The organism is Mesorhizobium sp. P2_B5, assembly GCF_056404775.1.
Genome location: NZ_JBFUDJ010000017.1, coordinates 1 through 16,529 on the forward strand (window position 1 = coordinate 1; position 16,529 = coordinate 16,529).

13 protein-coding genes and 1 tRNA gene are annotated in these 16,529 nt (G+C 60.6%); 6 read left to right on the forward strand and 8 right to left on the reverse strand.

Annotated features, from left to right (window positions below):
* Positions 1-1,905: 1,905 nt before the first annotated feature.
* Positions 1,906-1,991 (reverse strand) — tRNA-Leu (locus tag AC1D1N_RS30570).
* Between the two features lie 359 nt (positions 1,992-2,350).
* On the opposite strand from AC1D1N_RS30570, the gene AC1D1N_RS30575 reads away from it, so the two are divergent.
* The 3 genes from AC1D1N_RS30575 (at position 2,351) to AC1D1N_RS30585 (ending at position 5,705) form a co-directional block, all read left to right on the forward strand.
* Positions 2,351-2,686 carry a hypothetical protein gene (locus AC1D1N_RS30575; RefSeq protein WP_477352985.1) on the forward strand — a complete coding sequence of 112 codons (336 nt, stop codon included), beginning with the start codon at positions 2,351-2,353 and terminating at the stop codon, positions 2,684-2,686.
* Positions 2,683-3,339 carry an outer membrane protein gene (locus AC1D1N_RS30580; protein WP_436260130.1) on the forward strand — a complete coding sequence of 219 codons (657 nt, stop codon included), beginning with the start codon at positions 2,683-2,685 and terminating at the stop codon, positions 3,337-3,339. The genes AC1D1N_RS30575 and AC1D1N_RS30580 overlap by 4 nt, the downstream gene beginning before the upstream one ends.
* Positions 3,340-3,707: 368 nt before the next feature.
* Positions 3,708-5,705, forward strand: coding sequence for an acyltransferase family protein (locus tag AC1D1N_RS30585; RefSeq protein ID WP_477352987.1), 1,998 nt, complete (start codon positions 3,708-3,710; stop codon positions 5,703-5,705).
* A gap of 113 nt (positions 5,706-5,818) precedes the next feature.
* Here AC1D1N_RS30585 and AC1D1N_RS30590 read toward each other — a convergent pair whose 3' ends face one another.
* Positions 5,819-6,475 carry an outer membrane protein gene (locus AC1D1N_RS30590; protein WP_436260129.1) on the reverse strand — a complete coding sequence of 219 codons (657 nt, stop codon included), beginning with the start codon at positions 6,473-6,475 and terminating at the stop codon, positions 5,819-5,821.
* 115 nt (positions 6,476-6,590) lie between these two features.
* The gene (locus AC1D1N_RS30595; RefSeq protein WP_477352989.1) at positions 6,591-7,442 is read right to left on the reverse strand and encodes an alpha/beta fold hydrolase; all 852 of its coding nucleotides are present in this window, start codon (positions 7,440-7,442) and stop codon (positions 6,591-6,593) included.
* A gap of 342 nt (positions 7,443-7,784) precedes the next feature.
* Here AC1D1N_RS30595 and ade point away from each other — a divergent pair, with 342 nt between their 5' ends.
* On the forward strand, positions 7,785-9,596 hold the full coding sequence (gene ade / locus AC1D1N_RS30600; RefSeq protein ID WP_477352991.1) for an adenine deaminase: 1,812 nt from the start codon (positions 7,785-7,787) through the stop codon (positions 9,594-9,596).
* A gap of 8 nt (positions 9,597-9,604) precedes the next feature.
* Here ade and AC1D1N_RS30605 read toward each other — a convergent pair whose 3' ends face one another.
* From AC1D1N_RS30605 to AC1D1N_RS30615, 3 genes are all read right to left on the reverse strand, one after another.
* The gene (locus tag AC1D1N_RS30605; RefSeq protein WP_477352993.1) at positions 9,605-10,762 is read right to left on the reverse strand and encodes an alpha/beta hydrolase; all 1,158 of its coding nucleotides are present in this window, start codon (positions 10,760-10,762) and stop codon (positions 9,605-9,607) included.
* A 132-nt stretch (positions 10,763-10,894) separates the two neighbouring features.
* Positions 10,895-11,968, reverse strand: a complete 1,074-nt coding sequence (locus AC1D1N_RS30610; protein WP_112563417.1) for an alpha/beta hydrolase — start codon at positions 11,966-11,968, stop codon at positions 10,895-10,897.
* Between the two features lie 101 nt (positions 11,969-12,069).
* The gene (locus AC1D1N_RS30615) at positions 12,070-13,473 is read right to left on the reverse strand and encodes an aminopeptidase P family N-terminal domain-containing protein (RefSeq protein WP_477352996.1); all 1,404 of its coding nucleotides are present in this window, start codon (positions 13,471-13,473) and stop codon (positions 12,070-12,072) included.
* Between the two features lie 116 nt (positions 13,474-13,589).
* Between AC1D1N_RS30615 and ilvA the strand changes: the two genes are divergently transcribed.
* Together ilvA and AC1D1N_RS30625 are read left to right on the forward strand one after the other, a co-directional pair.
* Positions 13,590-14,846, forward strand: coding sequence for a threonine ammonia-lyase IlvA (gene ilvA / locus AC1D1N_RS30620; RefSeq protein ID WP_477352998.1), 1,257 nt, complete (start codon positions 13,590-13,592; stop codon positions 14,844-14,846).
* On the forward strand, positions 14,843-15,436 hold the full coding sequence (locus AC1D1N_RS30625; protein ID WP_477353000.1) for a DUF1697 domain-containing protein: 594 nt from the start codon (positions 14,843-14,845) through the stop codon (positions 15,434-15,436). Before ilvA ends, AC1D1N_RS30625 begins: the two co-directional genes overlap by 4 nt.
* Here the strand turns inward: AC1D1N_RS30625 and AC1D1N_RS30630 are convergent.
* Positions 15,402-15,695, reverse strand: a complete 294-nt coding sequence (locus AC1D1N_RS30630; RefSeq protein WP_477353002.1) for a DUF2218 domain-containing protein — start codon at positions 15,693-15,695, stop codon at positions 15,402-15,404. The two genes, AC1D1N_RS30625 and AC1D1N_RS30630, sit on opposite strands and share 35 nt — an antisense overlap.
* Before the next feature lie 133 nt (positions 15,696-15,828).
* Complete coding sequence (locus AC1D1N_RS30635) at positions 15,829-16,269, reverse strand: VOC family protein (RefSeq protein WP_112563411.1); 441 nt, start codon at positions 16,267-16,269, stop codon at positions 15,829-15,831.
* Positions 16,270-16,529: the final 260 nt, after the last annotated feature.

The window sequence follows — 16,529 nt, forward strand, 5'->3', positions numbered from 1 at the left end:
CCAGTCTTAGTTGAGCGATCGCTAATATGCCTGTAGCTTGGGCAGTGCGGGAAACCCGAATACCAAATGTCCCATGGGTAGCATCGGACCAGTTCGCCGCATTATCAGAAGGCTGTCCTAAGTGCTCTCAACTGTATTGCGGGAAAAGCTGGTTTGCGAATGCGGTCGCACCGGGTATTTGAAACTACGAGAAGACGCTCAGCCCCTCAGCGGCACCTGGGAATCCTACAGCTTGGAGGGTTTCGAGGGCAGCAGCCTGACGATCACTAGTTCGGGAAATATTTCGGGCGACAAGTTGGCCTATCTCCATCCTTTGTGTCCTCAATGCAGTCAGTGGGGCAAGGTGAAGTATGCCAGCCGTGCCTGAGCCCGCAAGACATGCTCGAATGGATCGTGCGCAAGTAGGCGCTACCCAGCCAAAGATGAGTGGCCGGCAGGGTTGGGTTGCCTTGTGGGGCTAATGTCATGCCGGCCACTGCGGGTGAGTTTGGTCCCCGCGCGGATGACCCTATGGGTGTATTAGCAATCGCGCAATTAAGCCGTATGGACTACCCCGCCGTAGGAGGCCGCGCCGGCCCTCTCAGGTTCCATTGAATAAACCTAGCTTTCTGCCCGGTGATTTTCTCGCTCGATTTCATAAGCGGCCCGTGGACCTCACGAAGCGCTCGGTAGTGTTCAACTGTGGTACGCCAGGAGCGGCCGGACGATGCTGTTGTGCATCTGCTGCCAAGAGAAAGCGGTCGATTTCAGCCTGCGATAGTTGCTTCGAAGGTTTGAACGCTTTGGTGAACGCAACGTCTCGCGTGCGAAGTGTTTCGAAAAGAGACGCTAGTGCGGCATGCAGCTTGCTTCCTGCTAACCGGCAGGAGGTAACCACATGATACTTTCACGAGATCGGGACGAAGACGATATGATCGTCCAATGTCCTAACTGCAAGCGAATGATGATCCGCAAAGGGCGCCTGATCAAAAGCGCCAAGTCTCTGACATGTGAGGGTTGCGGCAATGAGATCCGCCTGACTTATTCGTACAAAATGGCAATCTTTGAAAACCGCAGGCCATCATCATAGTTTGTCCGGCAAAAGCTCGACGGTTGGCTGGAACAGGCAAGTGGCCGACGCCAGGGGTTGGGGAACCTCGGGTGGGGCAGGCGTCGGTCAAAAACAGGCAGTGAGCAACCCCACCCGGCGCCCCGTAGTGACGGCAGGCCGCACCCCCAAACCCATGACCCAGCGCAGCCTACCGTCCCCATAAGGTACGCGGAGACAAAGCAAGTAGTTGCAGAGAAAATGGCCGGCGTCGTGTGAGTTGGGGACTCGGGTGGGTTGGCGCCGGCCAGGGCGGGTGGGGTTCCACCGCTTGGAAGCATAAGCGGGGCAGTGGCGGCGAATATGGTGCGATCGCGCAAATCAGTCGCTGGCCGGCAGCATCAGCACTGCGACCGCAAGGACGGCCACAGGAGGCAAACTGCCATGCCGATCATATCGCGCTGCCGGTAGCGCCAGACTGCGCCAGCGAGCATCGCAGCGGAGGCGCTGCCGTTACCGCCGGAAAGCGGTTCCGAAATCTCACACCGTCTAAAGGTCAGGGCCTCAATGTTGCTAGGGTCGACATATGATGAGCGCAAAGATCTCGCGAAGGTCATAGGCAGCTTCTACTCGATAAGGAGCCGCGTGGTTCGTGGGGCAGTCGTCGGACCGTCGCCAAATCAAATCGACACGATAGGCCAAGCTCAGGTACTTGCAGAAAGGTTTCTACGGCTTGAGATTGACATGGGTCGAACACCGGATTTCGCAGCGATCGATCTCGGAGGAGCTGCCTAGTTGGCTCTGTCGGCTACCCTAGCCTAATGTCATTAGGGTAGCCAGAAATTCGACTAGGGAGAAATTGTTGATTGATTTCAATGTGGTGCGGACGACGGGAATCGAACCCGTACGATCAGAGATCGAGGGATTTTAAGTCCCTTGCGTCTACCAATTCCGCCACGTCCGCAGGCCAGCCCTTTTCAGACGCCAGCGAAAACCCGTCAAGCCATCTTTTGCCGAGTGTCGCCACTCGAATTCATGAAAGGTGGTTCGTGATTTTAAAACAATTGGTTGTGGCGAAAATCTCAGTCGATCAGTCGTAGGCCTTCCGAGTTGTGATTGCACTCATTCATACACATTGGGTATGGCTTGCCTGTCGTCTGGACACACTTCACCCTGCATTGCTGTGTTTGCTGTTCATAGTTCCCTGCGAGGGACACCTGTGTGCCCCCAGGCCCGCAGAACACGAGAGCATCTTTCCCTGGCTTCCCCAACCACAAGTCGATGCGCTGCTCAGGCTGGCGCCTGTGTGCCTTTAGCGCATCGATGACGCTCGTCGGTAACGATATGGTGCGGATGCCGTTCTTCGACTTTGGAGCCTTGAACCTGGCCCTGTCGCTCTTTCCTCCAAGCTCTGCAAATTCGACGGTTACCGCACCCTGGGGCATCAAGGACGAAGACGGCATTCGCTTCTACGCCAAGAACGGTTTCTGCGGCTCAGGGCAGGCTGGATGCGGTCTTTCACTCCGCGACGACGGCTTGGCGGCTAACGCAGGCCGCGTTATTCGCAATTTGAATTCGGTCAACTGTGGCGGAAATACAACTGCATGTATCGGTGCGCTCTGCTACCAAAAGGGTGGGTTTACGGGAGATCACCTATGAAGAAGCTGCTTCTTGCTTTGTCGTTGTCCCTGCTGGCGTCATCGGCCTATGCTGCCGATGCCATCATCGCAGAAGCCGCGCCGGTTTTTAGCTGGACAGGCGGGTATATCGGGCTTCAGGCAGGCTATGCTTGGGGTAATGGCAACGTAGACCAGATCGGTGGACCGGGCTTTATCGACACAGACCCTGACGGGTTCCTTGGAGGCGTCTACGCCGGTTACAACTATCAGATGTCGAACAACATCGTGATTGGTGCGGAACTGGACATCGTGTATGCGAATGTTGATGGCAGCGGCCAAGTATTCCTCGCTCCTGGTGTCCCAGCCGGCGTCTCCGCCACCGAAGAACTCAATTGGAGTGGGGCGGCAAGACTTCGCTTGGGGTATGCCGCTGATCGCTTTCTTCCTTATATCGCGGGTGGCGTTGCGTTTGGCGACATCGACATAAGCAATGATAACGGTCCAGGTTCGTTCGGAGATACATTCACAGGATGGACAATAGGCGTGGGCTTGGATTATGCCATGACCGACAATCTGCTGCTGCGCGCCGAGTATCGCTACACTGACTTCGGCTCAGAATCATTTGAAGATTTCGCATCGGATGTTGATCTGAAGACCAACGAGGTTCGCCTCGGCATCGCCTACAAATTCTAGTCCTCTGAAGTCTCATAAAGAGCCTGTCGCAAACCGCGACGGGCTTTTTCTTTGCGCAGGAATCAGAAGAAATATCCCGGCGATGCGTCGTCGGCGGGAATCTCAATCAACCGCCGGCAACGAGATGGGGGCTTCAGCCCTAACAACCTTTCGCCCGCAGCTACAGTTGCGCTGATCGAAGGCGATCGAATGTATTTGCAGGTTTGAGGCCAACGACCTGAATTTAACGCGCCGTCAGCGCGCGAATTAACAGCGCATCGAGCCTTTTATTTCCGAGAACCGTATTGTGCCAGCACATGCCATGCAGTGTTTATGCTATTTCTTCAAAAGTGTTTGAACGCGATTCTGCGGGCAACTGGTAACAAGTATTGAGCACCTCTAATTTTCGACCCGAGATTCAGGGGCTGCGCGCGATCGCTGTCTGTTTCGTGGCGGTATTCCACGTTTGGCCGCATCTGGTTCCTGGCGGCTATGTCGGCGTCGATGTGTTTTTCGTCATTTCCGGATATCTCATCACGGGCGTTCTGCTGCGCGAGGGGGAGCGAACCGGAAAAATAGACCTACTCGCCTTTTATGTTCGCCGCGCTCGACGGCTTTTACCCGCCGCCATGCTTGTGCTGTTGCTCGTCGGCCTGTTGACTCCATTTTGGCTCCCCTCGGCCCTTTGGAGAGACGGCACGAACGAATTGGCCTACAGCGCCTTCCAGTTGGAGAACTGGCGTCTCGCCGCGAAGGCAATTGATTACCTGGCTGCGACCAACGCTCCGAGCCCAGTCCAGCACTACTGGTCACTGTCCGTCGAAGAACAATTCTACGTTGTCTGGCCCGGGCTGATCATTTGCGCTTTCTGGGCTTCGCGGGCGCTGCGTTTGTCCTCGCGTACCTTGCTTCGAATTCTATTCGGAGCCGTCGTCGCCGGCTCGCTCGCCGCCTCGGTGTGGCTCACTTTCACAGACCCCGCGCCAGCTTACTTCGTCACATATACGCGAATCTGGGAACTTGGCCTCGGGGGGCTGGTTGCTCTGGGTGTGCCCGCGCTTGAAGAAGGAGCTAGGCGATTTCTTGGGTTTGCCGGCGTTGCGACGATATTGGCTGCTGCGTTCCTGTTCTCCACCAAAACGCCATTTCCGGGATATGCGGCGCTGTTGCCAACGGTAGGGACGGCATTGGTGATCGTCTCGGGCCAAAGCACTTCGCAGCTTAGTGCGTATGCCCTGCTGAAAATGCGGCCGTTCCAGTTCCTCGGCGATATTTCTTACTCGCTCTATCTCTGGCATTGGCCGATAGTCGTCTTTTTCACGCAGCAAACTGGCGAGGCTATCAACTTTTGGGGCGGCCTGGCCGTTCTTGCCGCAAGCGTCGGTCTGGCCGCCATCTCGAAGGTGTATGTCGAGGACCGCTTCAGATTTCCGCAGCCGTCGGCGACGTTACGTCGCCGGTTCGTCGGATCGGCAGCTCTTTTTGCTCCTGTCCCGCTCGTGTCTCTAATTGCGTTCTGTGCGGTCTCGATAGCAATTGCGCGACAGCAAGCACTAATCTCGGGCAACCCAGACGATTATCCAGGCGCCAGATCGTTGTTCTCCAACAAACCCGTGCCGAAGGTGGACGCCTATGCCCCCTCCTTGCCGACGATAAAGCGGGACCTCCCACAAAGGGATGGTTGCCGGCCGCCCTCCGATGGTGGCGAGCCTGTCGGTTGCCAGTTTGGCGACCCAAACGGGCGCCTCAAGGTATTTCTGGTGGGCGATTCCCACGCTGAACAGTGGGTGCCGGCGTTTGAAAGGACCGCGGCGGATCGTGGCTGGAATGCAAAGAGCTTTACCAAGCCCGGGTGCCCACTATTTCCGACGATGACCCTATTCGCGAACACCGATCGTCCGTTTCCGGATTGCCTGAGCTGGGGGCAGTACGTGTTGCGAATTATTCAACAGCAAAAGCCTGATGTTGTCATTCTGGGGCAGAGAGACAATCTGCGTGCTTACCCCGACGACGGGAAGCAAGTGCCCGTCAGCGATACGTTGGTGCAATTGTGGCGCAACGTCGAGGCGTCGGGTGCCAAGGTGATCGTCATCGCCGATACTCCATATTGGGGAGTGAAGCCCGAGCTATGCCTGGCTCGGGACCGTCACTGCTCCATTCCGTATAAGTTCGTCGCGGGGTCCGATCCTCTCGTCCTCGCTCAGCGCCTCTATCCACATGTTGCACTCGTCAATTTCAATGACATCGTGTGCCCAAGCGGCGATTGTCCCGCGGTTATCGGCAATGTCTTTGTGTGGCGCGACACCGATCACCTAACCGCAACCTATTCACGCTCTATGGCCGACGTATTTGGCAGGCGCATCGACGGCGCGATCACGGTGAATTAGCGATGCAGGTGTTGTTTTCTGCGTTGGCGATCGGACATCACCACGGCGCCTCTACCGACGAGTTCGCCATTCAAAACAAGATGTTGCCGAGGATATCAGAGTCTTGAGGACAATCAGAACTTGTAGCTCAAATTGATGCCGACCGCGTTCAGCTTCACATCCTGATCGCGATCGTTGAAGGGTTGCGCCACGTCATAGTGCTCGGAGCCGAAATCATAGTAGCGATACTGCGCGCCGACGATGAACTTGTCGGTCAGCGCGTAGTCGACGCCGGCACCCACGGTCCAGCCGACGTTCGTGCGCGTGCTGGCGAACGACGCCCCCGCGACTTGCGACGTTTCGATGCCGGCAAAGGCGACGCCGCCGACGCCATAGACCAGCACGCGGTCCATGGCGAAGCCCGCCTTGGCGTTGACTGACCCGAACCACTTGATGTCGGTGCCAAATATGCTTCCAAGGCCAGATTCCGCCGTGCCATCGATCGAGGAATAGTTGAGCTCCGCCTCGGCGCCGATAACCGCCTGATCGAACTGCCAGAGGCCAGCGACATGGCCGCCGACGAAACCGCCGTCAATGTCGGGCGAGATGGAAAACGGCGCGCCTTCTGTTCCTGATATGTCGGACTGGCCCCAGCCGTAGCCGGCCTGCAGGCCGGCATAGTAGCCGGTCCAGTCGAAGCCCGGTTCGGTCATCGGCACCGCCATCGGGTCGGCGGCGAAAGCCGGCCCGGCCAGAGCGATCAGCGCACTTGCGAACGTCAGGCGACGCATTGAGTTCTCCGAATTGGCGGTTCAGAAGACGTCTTGCCGGAAGGTAACCCTATTCGCCGCAAAACGGAACCCATTGTTCAACAATCGAAATACGCCTGTTGCTGCGCGCTATTCTCTATTTGGCGTCGATGAAGTCCAGCGCCGCCTGGCTATATTCGTCCGGTGCCTGCAGCATGGCGAAATGACTGGCGTTGGGCAGGATGATGAGCTTGGCGCCCGGAATGACGGAGGCCATGTATTCGGTGTGTTCGCGCTTGATCGCCTCGTCATGATCGCCGGCGACGATCGCCGTCGGCGTGGTGATCTTGGCGAGCTGTTCCTTGGTCCAGGCAGGCTCCGACTCCCACATGTGGCTGATCTGCGAAACGAAGGCGTCGTACTGGTCCGGCGTCTTCGACATCTTCTTGTAGTCGCGGCCGGAGCGTTCGATGTAGGCGGCAAAGGTCTTGTTGGTCATCACGCCGGGATCGACGCCATCGGTGGTGACATTGGCGGCCTGCGCAAAGAGCCTGGTCAGCCGCTCCGGATGATGCAGCGCGATGTCGATACCGATAATGCCGCCGTCGCTCCAGCCGACAAGAGCGGTCTTGTCGATCTTGAGGTAGTCGAGCAGGGCCAGATAGTCGGACGCCATGAGGTCGTAGCCGTAAGGTTGCTCGGTGCGCGTGGAGCGACCATGGCCGCGGCTGTCGGCGACGATCACCTTGTGGGTCTTGGACATAGTCGCCACCTGGCTCGCCCAGATATCGGCGTGGCCAAGGCCGCCATGGATCAACAGGATCGGATCCCCGGCGCCGAAAACGGCATAGTACATCTGGATGCCGTTGACCGGCGCATAGCCGCTCTGATCCGGTTTGGGCATCGCCGCCGGCTCCGGCAGCGTCAGCCAGCGCTCCTCGGCGGATGCAAAGCCGGCGGAGATCAGGAACAGGGTGACGAAGACGAACGCTTTCAGGAACCGGGTCATGACTTCACCTCAGGAGGTTTCGTCCTCGGGTTCGGCCCCGGACGATTGCGAAGGTCGATTTAACAGTCTTCCCGTGTGCGAAGTCAACGAACGGGGGGGCGGGCTGGCGGCGTGAATTGAAATTTCAATCCGTGCCGCCCGCCGCAACGCGTCCGGTTCCGCCTGTGACGGCAATCGCAACAAAAAACCCGCCTCGCGGCGGGTCATTGGCGCAAATCAGCACCATCTATAAAACAATAGCATAAGTGCCGGCACAAATAAACCTCGCCGAGCGGATTTCGCCCGCAATCGCTGGTCAAAGCCACGCCGGCTTGGCACAGTCGGGGCAAACAGGAGTCTCCCATGGCAAAGACCGCGCGCGCGACGAAACCCAGGCCTTGGATCGAGATGGCGACGCATCTGGTCGACGTCGCGACCGGGCGCAAGCCGGCCGATCTCGTCATTCGCAACGGCCGCTGGGTGAATGTGCATTCGGGCGAGATCATCGCCGGCACCGACATCGCCATTGCCGGCGGACGCTTTGCCTATTGCGGGCCAAATGCCAGCCATGCCATCGGCCACGGCACCAAGGTGGTCGACGCCGGCGGCCGCTATCTGGTGCCGGGCCTTTGCGATGCGCACATGCATGTCGAGAGCGGCATGGTGACGGTGACCGAATTCTGCCGTGCCGTCATCCCGCACGGCACCACCTCGATGTTCATCGACCCGCATGAGATCGCCAATGTGCTGGGGCTCCCCGGTGTGCGGCTGATGCATGACGAAGCTGTCGCCATGCCGATCAACGTGCACGTTCAGATGCCGTCCTGCGTGCCGTCTGCACCCGGGCTGGAGCATGCCGGCGCCGAGCTGACGGTCGCCGACGTCACCGAAGCGATGACCTGGGAGAACATCATCGGCCTCGGCGAGGTGATGAACTTCCCCGGTGTCGCCGCCAACGATCCGGTGATGGCGGGCGAGATCGCCGCCACGGTTAGGGCCGGCAAGACCGTTGGCGGCCACTACGCCTCGCGCGATCTCGGCCTGCCGTTCCACGGGTATGTCGCCGGCGGTCCGGAGGACGATCACGAAGGCACGCGCGCCGAGGATGCGATCGCGCGCGTGCGCCAGGGCATGAAGGCGATGCTCAGGCTCGGCTCGGCCTGGTACGATGTCGCCTCGCAGATCAAGGCGGTGACGGAGAGCGGGCTCGATCCGCGCAACTTCATCCTGTGCACCGATGACAGCCATTCCGGTACGCTGGTGCATGAAGGCCATATGGACCGGGTGGTGCGCCACGCAATCCAACAGGGCCTGAAGCCGGTGACGGCGATCCAGATGGCGACGCTCAACACCGCTCAGCATTTCAAGCTTGAGCGCGAGATCGGTTCGATCGCGCCGGGACGGCTGGCCGACCTGCTGATCGTCTCCGATCTCGCCGCCATGACCATCGACGAGGTCTATGGCCGCGGCGTCAGGCTGGCCAAGGCCGGCAAGCTCGAGATCGACATTCCGGCCTATGACTATCCGAAGACGGCCAAGAACACGGTCAAGCTCGGCAAGAAGCTCAAGGCAGGCGACTTCGATATTGTAGCGCCCAAGGGCGCCAATGAGGTGCGGGTGCGGGTCATCGGCGTCATCGAGAACCAGGCGCCGACGCGGGCGCTTGAGGCCGACCTGCCGGTCGAGGACGGGCTGGTCGCCATGGATCGCCGCAACGACATCTGCCAGATCGCGCTGGTCGAGCGCCATCGCGGTACGGGCGGCGTGACCAACGCCTTCGTCTCCGGCTTCGGCTATATGGGCGACTGCGCCCTGGCCTCCAGCGTGGCGCATGACGCCCACCACATCATCTGCGTCGGCACCAACAAGGAGGACATGGCGCTGGCCGTCAACCGGCTGGGCGAGGTCGGCGGCGGCGTGGTGCTGTTTTCAAAGGGCAAGGAACTGGCGCTGGTCGAAATGCCGATCGCCGGGCTGATGTCGGACGAACGCGCCGAGATCGTCGCGGCCAAAGCCGAGAAGCTGACCGAGGCGATGCGCAAGATGGGCTGTTCCCTGAACAACGCCTATATGCAGCACTCGCTGCTGGCGCTGGTCGTCATCCCGGAGCTGAGGATTTCCGATGTCGGGCTGATCGACGTGACGACGTTCCAGAAGGTCGACCTTTTTATCTGACCCGGCTGTCAACCCCCGGTGGCGATGGTCAGCACCTTGAACGGGGTGGTGATGACGACTTCGGCCATGGAGCCGACCGCCTTGCCGATCCCTTGGCCGATGTCGTCAAACTCGCCCGGATCGTTCGATCGCAGGGCTGCTGGTGTGCGCAGCCGGTCACCGAGCAATTGCACCAGGATCGGATTGTCCGCGAACTTGGCATGGTTCAAACGGTCACCGCCCTTGGTCTTGGTGAGATCCGCCACGACCACGCCATAGCTGGCGAGGTCGGCCGCATTGCCGTAGTCGCCGACGCGCGGCTTGTCGCCGGAGATAATGGACGACAGCTTCAGCGCACGGTCGTCTCCCGAAAGCAGGATGGCGAACGGCTTGTCGGGTTTGCCGTAGCGGATCATCTGTTTCTTGAAGACGTCGACATCGATGTCGGGCGAGGCGAGGACGACATAGCCGAGCTTGCCGCCGAGATCGCGGTCGCCGGTGATGGCGAGCTGGCGCAGCGCCTCCATCGTCACCCAGGTTCCCATCGAGTGGGCGATGACGTCGATGCTCTTGACCTTTGTCTTGGCCAGCATCCTGAGCGTCGCCTCGAGGTCGTCGCGCGCGGCGTTGGCGCTTTCCTTGTCATAGATATAGCCGGTGGTCTTGCCGCTCGAAGCCCAGGAAAACAGCACCGGCGTGCCCGGATATTTGGTGTCGTGGGCGATCTGCGTCAGCCGGTAGACGCCATCGTCGAAACCGTTGTTGAAACCGTGCACGAAGACCAGGGCGCGGTCGCCGTTCATGGCGATGTTGGCGCCGACAGCCTGGGCGAATTGCGGGGCGTCGCCATAGTGGACGACGTCGGTGGCCGTGAACTGCTTGGCTGGGTTGGAGTCGGCCGAACCCTTGGCGCGCTCGATGGCGCCGAGCTGGTGCACCTTCGGCACGGTGACGTCGACGCGGGCGTAGCTGGTGGTCAGCGAACGGTCGCCGTCGAACACCTGGCGCGGATCCTTGGTCGCCGGCTGGCGGGTGGTGCCGACGAAGATTTTGTGGGTGGCCGCGATGTCGGAGGCAGGCACCGACACCGTCGTCTTGTTCAGGAGGTCATGCGTGTTCTGGCCGGCGCAGCCGGCGACAGCGAGCGCGAACGCAAGGACGAGGACGGTCTTCCAACGCACGTTCACGCGGGCTCCCGCTGGCGCATGGCGCCGATTTCACTGTCGATAGAGGCAGAGGCCGGCCCGGTCCAGTTGAAAATGATCCGGCCGTGCGGCATTGGCGAACTCGCGCCGCGACCGTAGCCGCAAGGCAACAACCTATTGCGCGAGCTGGCTGATGCGGTCGGTCACTGTCTGGTCGCTGGCAAAGCCGTCATCCTCGCGCAGCCGCTGGCCGATCATCTTCACCAGTTCGGGATTGTCGGCGAATTTGGTGTGGTTGAAGCTGTCGGTTCCCTTGACCTTGGAGAGGTCGACCACGGTGACGCCATAGGCGGCGAGATCGGCGGCATCCTTGTAGTCGCCGACACGCGGCCGTGAGCCGGCGATCAGGCCCGAGAGCCTGAGCGCACGGTCGTCGTCGGAGAGCAGCAGGATGAACGGCTTGTCCGGCTTGCCGTAGCGGCGCATCTGGCTCTTGAACACGTCGACATCGATGTCGGGCGAGGCCAGCACGACATCGCCGAGCTTGCCGCCGAGATCGCGGTCGCCGGTGATGGCCATTTGGCGCAGCGTTTCCATGGTGACCCAGGTTCCCAGCGAATGGGCGACGATGTCGATGCGCCGCGCGCCGGACTGCTGCAGCATGCGCAAGGTCACTTCCAACTGGTCGCGGGCAGCACTCGCACTTTCCTTGTCATAGACATAGTCGGTGGTCTTGGCGCCCGATGCCCAGGAAAACAGCACCGGCGTGCCGGGATAGCCGGAATCATGGACGATCTGGGTCACGCGGTAGACGGCGTCGTCGAAGCCGGTGTTGTAGCCATGCACGAAGACCATGACGCGGCCGCCGCGCGCGGCGATATCGGCGTTGAGCGCGCTGGAGAACTTCGGCTGCGCATCATAGCCGACGACCTCGGACGCCATGAAGTATTTCGCCGGGTCGTTGGACTTGCCGCGCGAGCGGCGCTCGATCTGGCCGGTCTGGTGGATGCCGGGAACGGTGACGTTGACGCGCGCATAGCTCAGCGTCGCCGAGCGCTCGCCGTCGAAAACCTTGTTGGGATCGTCGGATTTCTTGCGTGTCGTGGTGATGAAGATCGAGTGATTGCCCGAGATTTCGGTCACCGGCGTGGACATGACGGCGCTGCCGAGCAGTTCCTCGGTTTTGCGGCCGCCGCAGCCCGCCACAAGCAAGGCAAGCGCAAGAATGCAAATCGTCTTCAAACGCACGTTAAAATTCCACTTAAGCCCAAAAGGGCCATCCACCCTCCGCGACACCTCCCGGACAGGCCAAGTGCGGCAGAAGTAAGTCGTGTCCAGCCTAAATGCGTTCAGCGCCGAGCCACGGTCATCGCACTGTTGCGCGAAAGCCAAAATGGCGGCAGGAACGCCGGGATGTTGGAGAAGGGCAGCACCTCGGGCTTCAGCCTTATGCCGAGCACCTCCACCATGAAGGCACGGCGCGCCTCGACGCGGCGCCAGGCCTCGGGATAGCGAGCCGCGAACTCCTCGCGCAAGGCCTGGTCTGCGAGCGCGATGCCGTCCTCGATGTTGGTGGTGAAATAGCTGGTTCCGGTCGCCGGGATGATGTCGACCTGCAGCGCCATGCCCGACCGCAGCTTGATGTCCGAACCGGAAAACACCGGCGAATGCATCCATTCGTCGATATGGACGAGATGGCCGGGATTGAGCGAGACGCCGAAGAATGGATCGCCGATACGGTCATGCACGGCTTTCCATAGGGCACCGCCGGCAACGCCAATGCCGACGGTCTCGTACCAGTCGACTACGGCGGCGAAATAGGGCGCGACCAGTTTGTCGACATAGTCGTTTATCCCGCGCGGCAGTTCCTGCGCACTCTCGACCAGGAAGCCGGCGCGGGCATTGAGCGAGCCCTGGATGCCATAGGCCATGGTGATGGGGTCGCCGCGCTTGATGATGTCCAGGCGGGGGCTTGGCAGGCCGTAGGGCGCACGCTTGCCGGCGGACAGCATCGGGTGGCAGCACAGAGGCAGGCCGTTCATGCCCATCAGCCGCGCCGCCTGCAATTCGCTCATGCCGGGCTCGATACCCCTGAGCACATTGCGCAGGCCTTGCGAGGAAAAGGTCGCTGCGAATTCGAAGGAAGCCAGCTGATCGGCCTCGTTGATGGCGCGCAGGCCATCCGTTGGGTTCATCAGAAGATTGGCGGCATTGACCACCGCGCCCTTGTCGCCGGCCAGTGTGCGCAGCGTATCGGCGATGAAGGACGGCAGGTCGAGCGTCGCCTCGCCAAACCCGCCATCGCCGGGGCCGAACGGTTTCCAGCCGATGGCGCCGATCTTTTGGCCGGTCTTTAGGCCGCAGGCGGCAAGCGTGTCGGACAGGGAGGCGGAACGGTCGCGTGGCTGCGCCGGCAGCGAGAAAGTCTGGTAGAGGACGCGCTCATAGGGTCCGTCGCAGATTTCGGCATAGCCCCAACCCTCATTGCCGACGAGAAGTTTTGGCTGGTTGCCTGGAACGATGACCAGCAGCGTCTCCTCGAAACGCGGGTCGTAACCGCTGAGGTAGGCGACATTGGCGGCATGCTCGCGGTCGCCATAGACGGCGAAGGCGTCGAGCCCCGCCTCGGCGCCGCGCGCCAGCAGAGCCTCGATGCGCGCTTCATAGGTCCGGCGCGCAAGCAGCGGCATGGTGGTCGGCTCGCCGAATTCAGGAAGCGCGACGGTCTTCAGGGCGACAGCCGAAACAGGCATGAAGATGGCTCCAATGAATTTCTTTCGGCGCACCAAAGCGGCCGCGCCGCATCGGTGGCCGCAAACGGCGAATTGTGCAATAGGCTTGGCATTCCAACCACGTGATCACGGGCGCCATGAACAGTTTCTCCTCCCGCGTCGCCATTGCTGCCGCAGCGATCCGCGAAATCTTTCCCGAAACGCCGCTGCAGGAGAACGACTATCTGTCGAAGAAGACCGGGGCGCGGGTGCTGTTGAAGCGCGAGGATCTTTCGCCGGTGCGTTCTTACAAGATCCGCGGCGCCTTCAACTTCTTCCGCAAGGCTCTGGCCGCCGGCAACGAGGCCGAGTTGTTCGTCTGCGCCTCGGCCGGCAACCATGCGCAGGGCTTTGCTTTCGTGTGCCGCCATTTCGGCAAGAAAGGCGTCGTGTTCATGCCGGTAACGACGCCGCAGCAGAAGATCGACAAGACGCGGCTGTTCGGCGGCGATTTCGTCGAAATCAGGCTGGTCGGCGATTTCTTCGACGACTGCTACCGCGCCGCCTTCGAATTCACCGAAAGTTCGGGCGCGCATATGGTGCCGCCCTTCGACCACAAGGATATTATCGAGGGGCAGGCCACCGTTGCCTATGAGATCGCTGACCAGATGCCCGGTGCGCGCATGCCCGACATCATCATGCTGCCGGTCGGCGGCGGCGGCCTGGCGGCCGGGGTGACGCACTATTTCGCCGATCAGCAGCGCGAAGCCCGCTACGTCTTCTGCGAGCCTGCCGGGGCGCCGAGCCTGCATGAGAGCCTGGCCAGCGGAAAGCGTATCAAGCTCGCCAATGTCGACAATTTCGTCGACGGCGCGGCGGTGGCCGAGATCGGCCGCGAGCCGTTGCGTTACCTGAAGGAGTTCGCCGCTGACGCCGTCCGTCTGATCCCCGAGAACCGGCTCTGCGCCACCATGATCGAAATGCTCAACATCGAAGGCGTGGTGCTGGAGCCGGCTGGCGCGCTGGCGATCGATGCGCTGAAGGATTTTTCGCGAAAGGAGATCCGCGGCAAGACCATCGTCGCCGTGGTGTCGGGCGGCAATTTCGATTTCGAGCGGCTGCCCGACGTGAAGGAGCGGGCGCTGCGCTTCGAGGGCCTGAAAAAATACTTCATCATCCGTTTCCCGCAGCGGCCCGGCGCGCTGCGCGACTTCTTGGAAATGCTCGGTCCCGACGACGACATTGCCCGCTTCGAATATCTGAAGAAATCGGCGCGCAATTTCGGTTCGGTGCTGATCGGCATCGAAACAAAGGACCGGCGCAATTTCGACCTGCTGAAGGCGAATTTCGAGGCCGAGGGCGTCCACTATCAGGACATCACCGACAACGAGACCCTGGCGGGGTTCATCATATGAGCGCCACGGTCTTTGTTGCGCTGTTTTCCGGCATCAATGTCGGCGGCAACCGGATCGTCAAGATGGCGGAGTTGCGGGCATTCTTCGAGGAACTCGGATTCACCGATGTCGCCAGCTATGTGCAGAGCGGCAATGTCGTGTTCCGCGCCAAAAAGGGCGATGCGGTCACGCTGACCAAACAGCTTGAGGCAGCGTTCGAGAAGAAATGGGGCTTTCATTCGCGCATCATGGTGCGCGATCTCGGCTGGTTCGAACGGCTGGTGAGTGAAAATCCCTATCCGGAAGTTGCCGGCGACCCGACCAAGCTGCATGCCTATACGCTGGAGCGCCAGCCGACAGCGGACGAAATTGCCAGGCTTGCCGAAAAGTGCACCGGCCCTGAGAGCTTTAAGGTCAAAGGCGACGTGCTCTACCTCAAGGCACCCGATGGGCTTGGCAAATCGGTGTTCGCCAATCTTATTCCACGCACGCTAAAAGTGCCCGGCACCGCGCGCAACTGGCGTTCAGTGTTGGCGCTGCTGGAGATGGCCGGTCAGGCCGGCGCCAAATACGGATTTAGGCTGCCGGCGCGTGCTTCCAATCGAAGATGAGCTCTTCGCGGAAAGCAAAACGCTTGATGTGATCGGCAACCACGCTTTCCAAGCGCTCCAGCGATCCGCCTTCATCCGTCGACACCGTGATATGCAGCGCTGCCGCATCGGCATCGAGAACCGTGCGGCCGAGCGACAGATCGATGGTGCCATGGTTCGGATCGAACTCGACGGGAAATTTGTGTGCCCAGTGCTTGCACAGCTGCTGCAGATAGCGGCTGGCATAAGCGGTGGTGACATCGACACGGCTGGTCGGCATGAATGAATTCTCCTGGACGGAGCGCTGGCTTTGACTGGCTCGCGCGTCAGGCAGGTAAATAGGTGCGGTCGCCCGAAATGGCAAAGGCGGCCGGCTTGGTCGCGCGGCCGCCTCGCTCAAGATGCCGTGATCGCTACCAGGTGCCGGTGTTGGGCATCGACGCCCACGGCTCGGCCTTGGGCTTGGCCGGTCCCTTCTGCAGCAGCTCGAACGAGATGCCATCCGGCGACTTGACGAAGGCCATGTTGCCGTCGCGCGGCGGCCGGTTGATGATGACGCCATTGTCCATCAGATGCTGGCAAGTGGCGTAGATGTCGTCGACCTCATAGGCGAGGTGGCCGAAATTGCGGCCGCCCTTGTAGTCCTCCGGATCCCAATTGTAGGTCAGCTCGATCAGCGGTGCCTTTTCGGCGATGCCGCTCTCTACGTCCTCGGAGGCGGCGAGGAAGATCAGCGTGAAGCGGCCCTGCTCGTTTTCGTAGCGGCGCACTTCCTTCAGGCCGAGCTTGTTGACATAGAAATCGAGCGAGACATCGACGTCGGCGACACGGACCATTGTGTGGAGGTAGCGCATAGGATTTCCTCGGGGATGTTGGGTTGCGAGGCAACATAGGGTCCACCCCGCCGAAGGGCAACGAGCATCGGACCGAAAAAGCGGTGGCCGGTTTTGGAAAAGTCAGATTGCTCTGACAAAAGCGTCGGACGCCAAGTGGTTGCCGATTCCGGCAAAATCCTGCGCAAATTGCCGACCGGTTGACGGCCTGGACAGATCGTCATTGCGGCCGGCAGCAACGCCGGCAAACAACAAATCAGCTATTCTTGTATCCAACCGTG

Bases quoted from the DNA above. Each gene is read 5' to 3' on its own strand.
- AC1D1N_RS30595 (WP_477352989.1), bottom strand. From the start codon at position 7,442: ATGACCCGGTTCCTGAAAGCGTTCGTCTTCGTCACCCTGTTCCTGATC.
- ilvA (WP_477352998.1), top strand. From the start codon at position 13,590: ATGAACAGTTTCTCCTCCCGCGTCGCCATTGCTGCCGCAGCGATCCGC.
- AC1D1N_RS30635 (WP_112563411.1), bottom strand. From the start codon at position 16,269: ATGCGCTACCTCCACACAATGGTCCGTGTCGCCGACGTCGATGTCTCG.
- AC1D1N_RS30625 (WP_477353000.1), top strand. From the start codon at position 14,843: ATGAGCGCCACGGTCTTTGTTGCGCTGTTTTCCGGCATCAATGTCGGC.
- AC1D1N_RS30615 (WP_477352996.1), bottom strand. From the start codon at position 13,473: ATGCCTGTTTCGGCTGTCGCCCTGAAGACCGTCGCGCTTCCTGAATTC.
- AC1D1N_RS30580 (WP_436260130.1), top strand. From the start codon at position 2,683: ATGAAGAAGCTGCTTCTTGCTTTGTCGTTGTCCCTGCTGGCGTCATCG.
- AC1D1N_RS30575 (WP_477352985.1), top strand. From the start codon at position 2,351: ATGACGCTCGTCGGTAACGATATGGTGCGGATGCCGTTCTTCGACTTT.
- AC1D1N_RS30590 (WP_436260129.1), bottom strand. From the start codon at position 6,475: ATGCGTCGCCTGACGTTCGCAAGTGCGCTGATCGCTCTGGCCGGGCCG.
- AC1D1N_RS30630 (WP_477353002.1), bottom strand. From the start codon at position 15,695: ATGCCGACCAGCCGTGTCGATGTCACCACCGCTTATGCCAGCCGCTAT.
- ade (WP_477352991.1), top strand. From the start codon at position 7,785: ATGGCAAAGACCGCGCGCGCGACGAAACCCAGGCCTTGGATCGAGATG.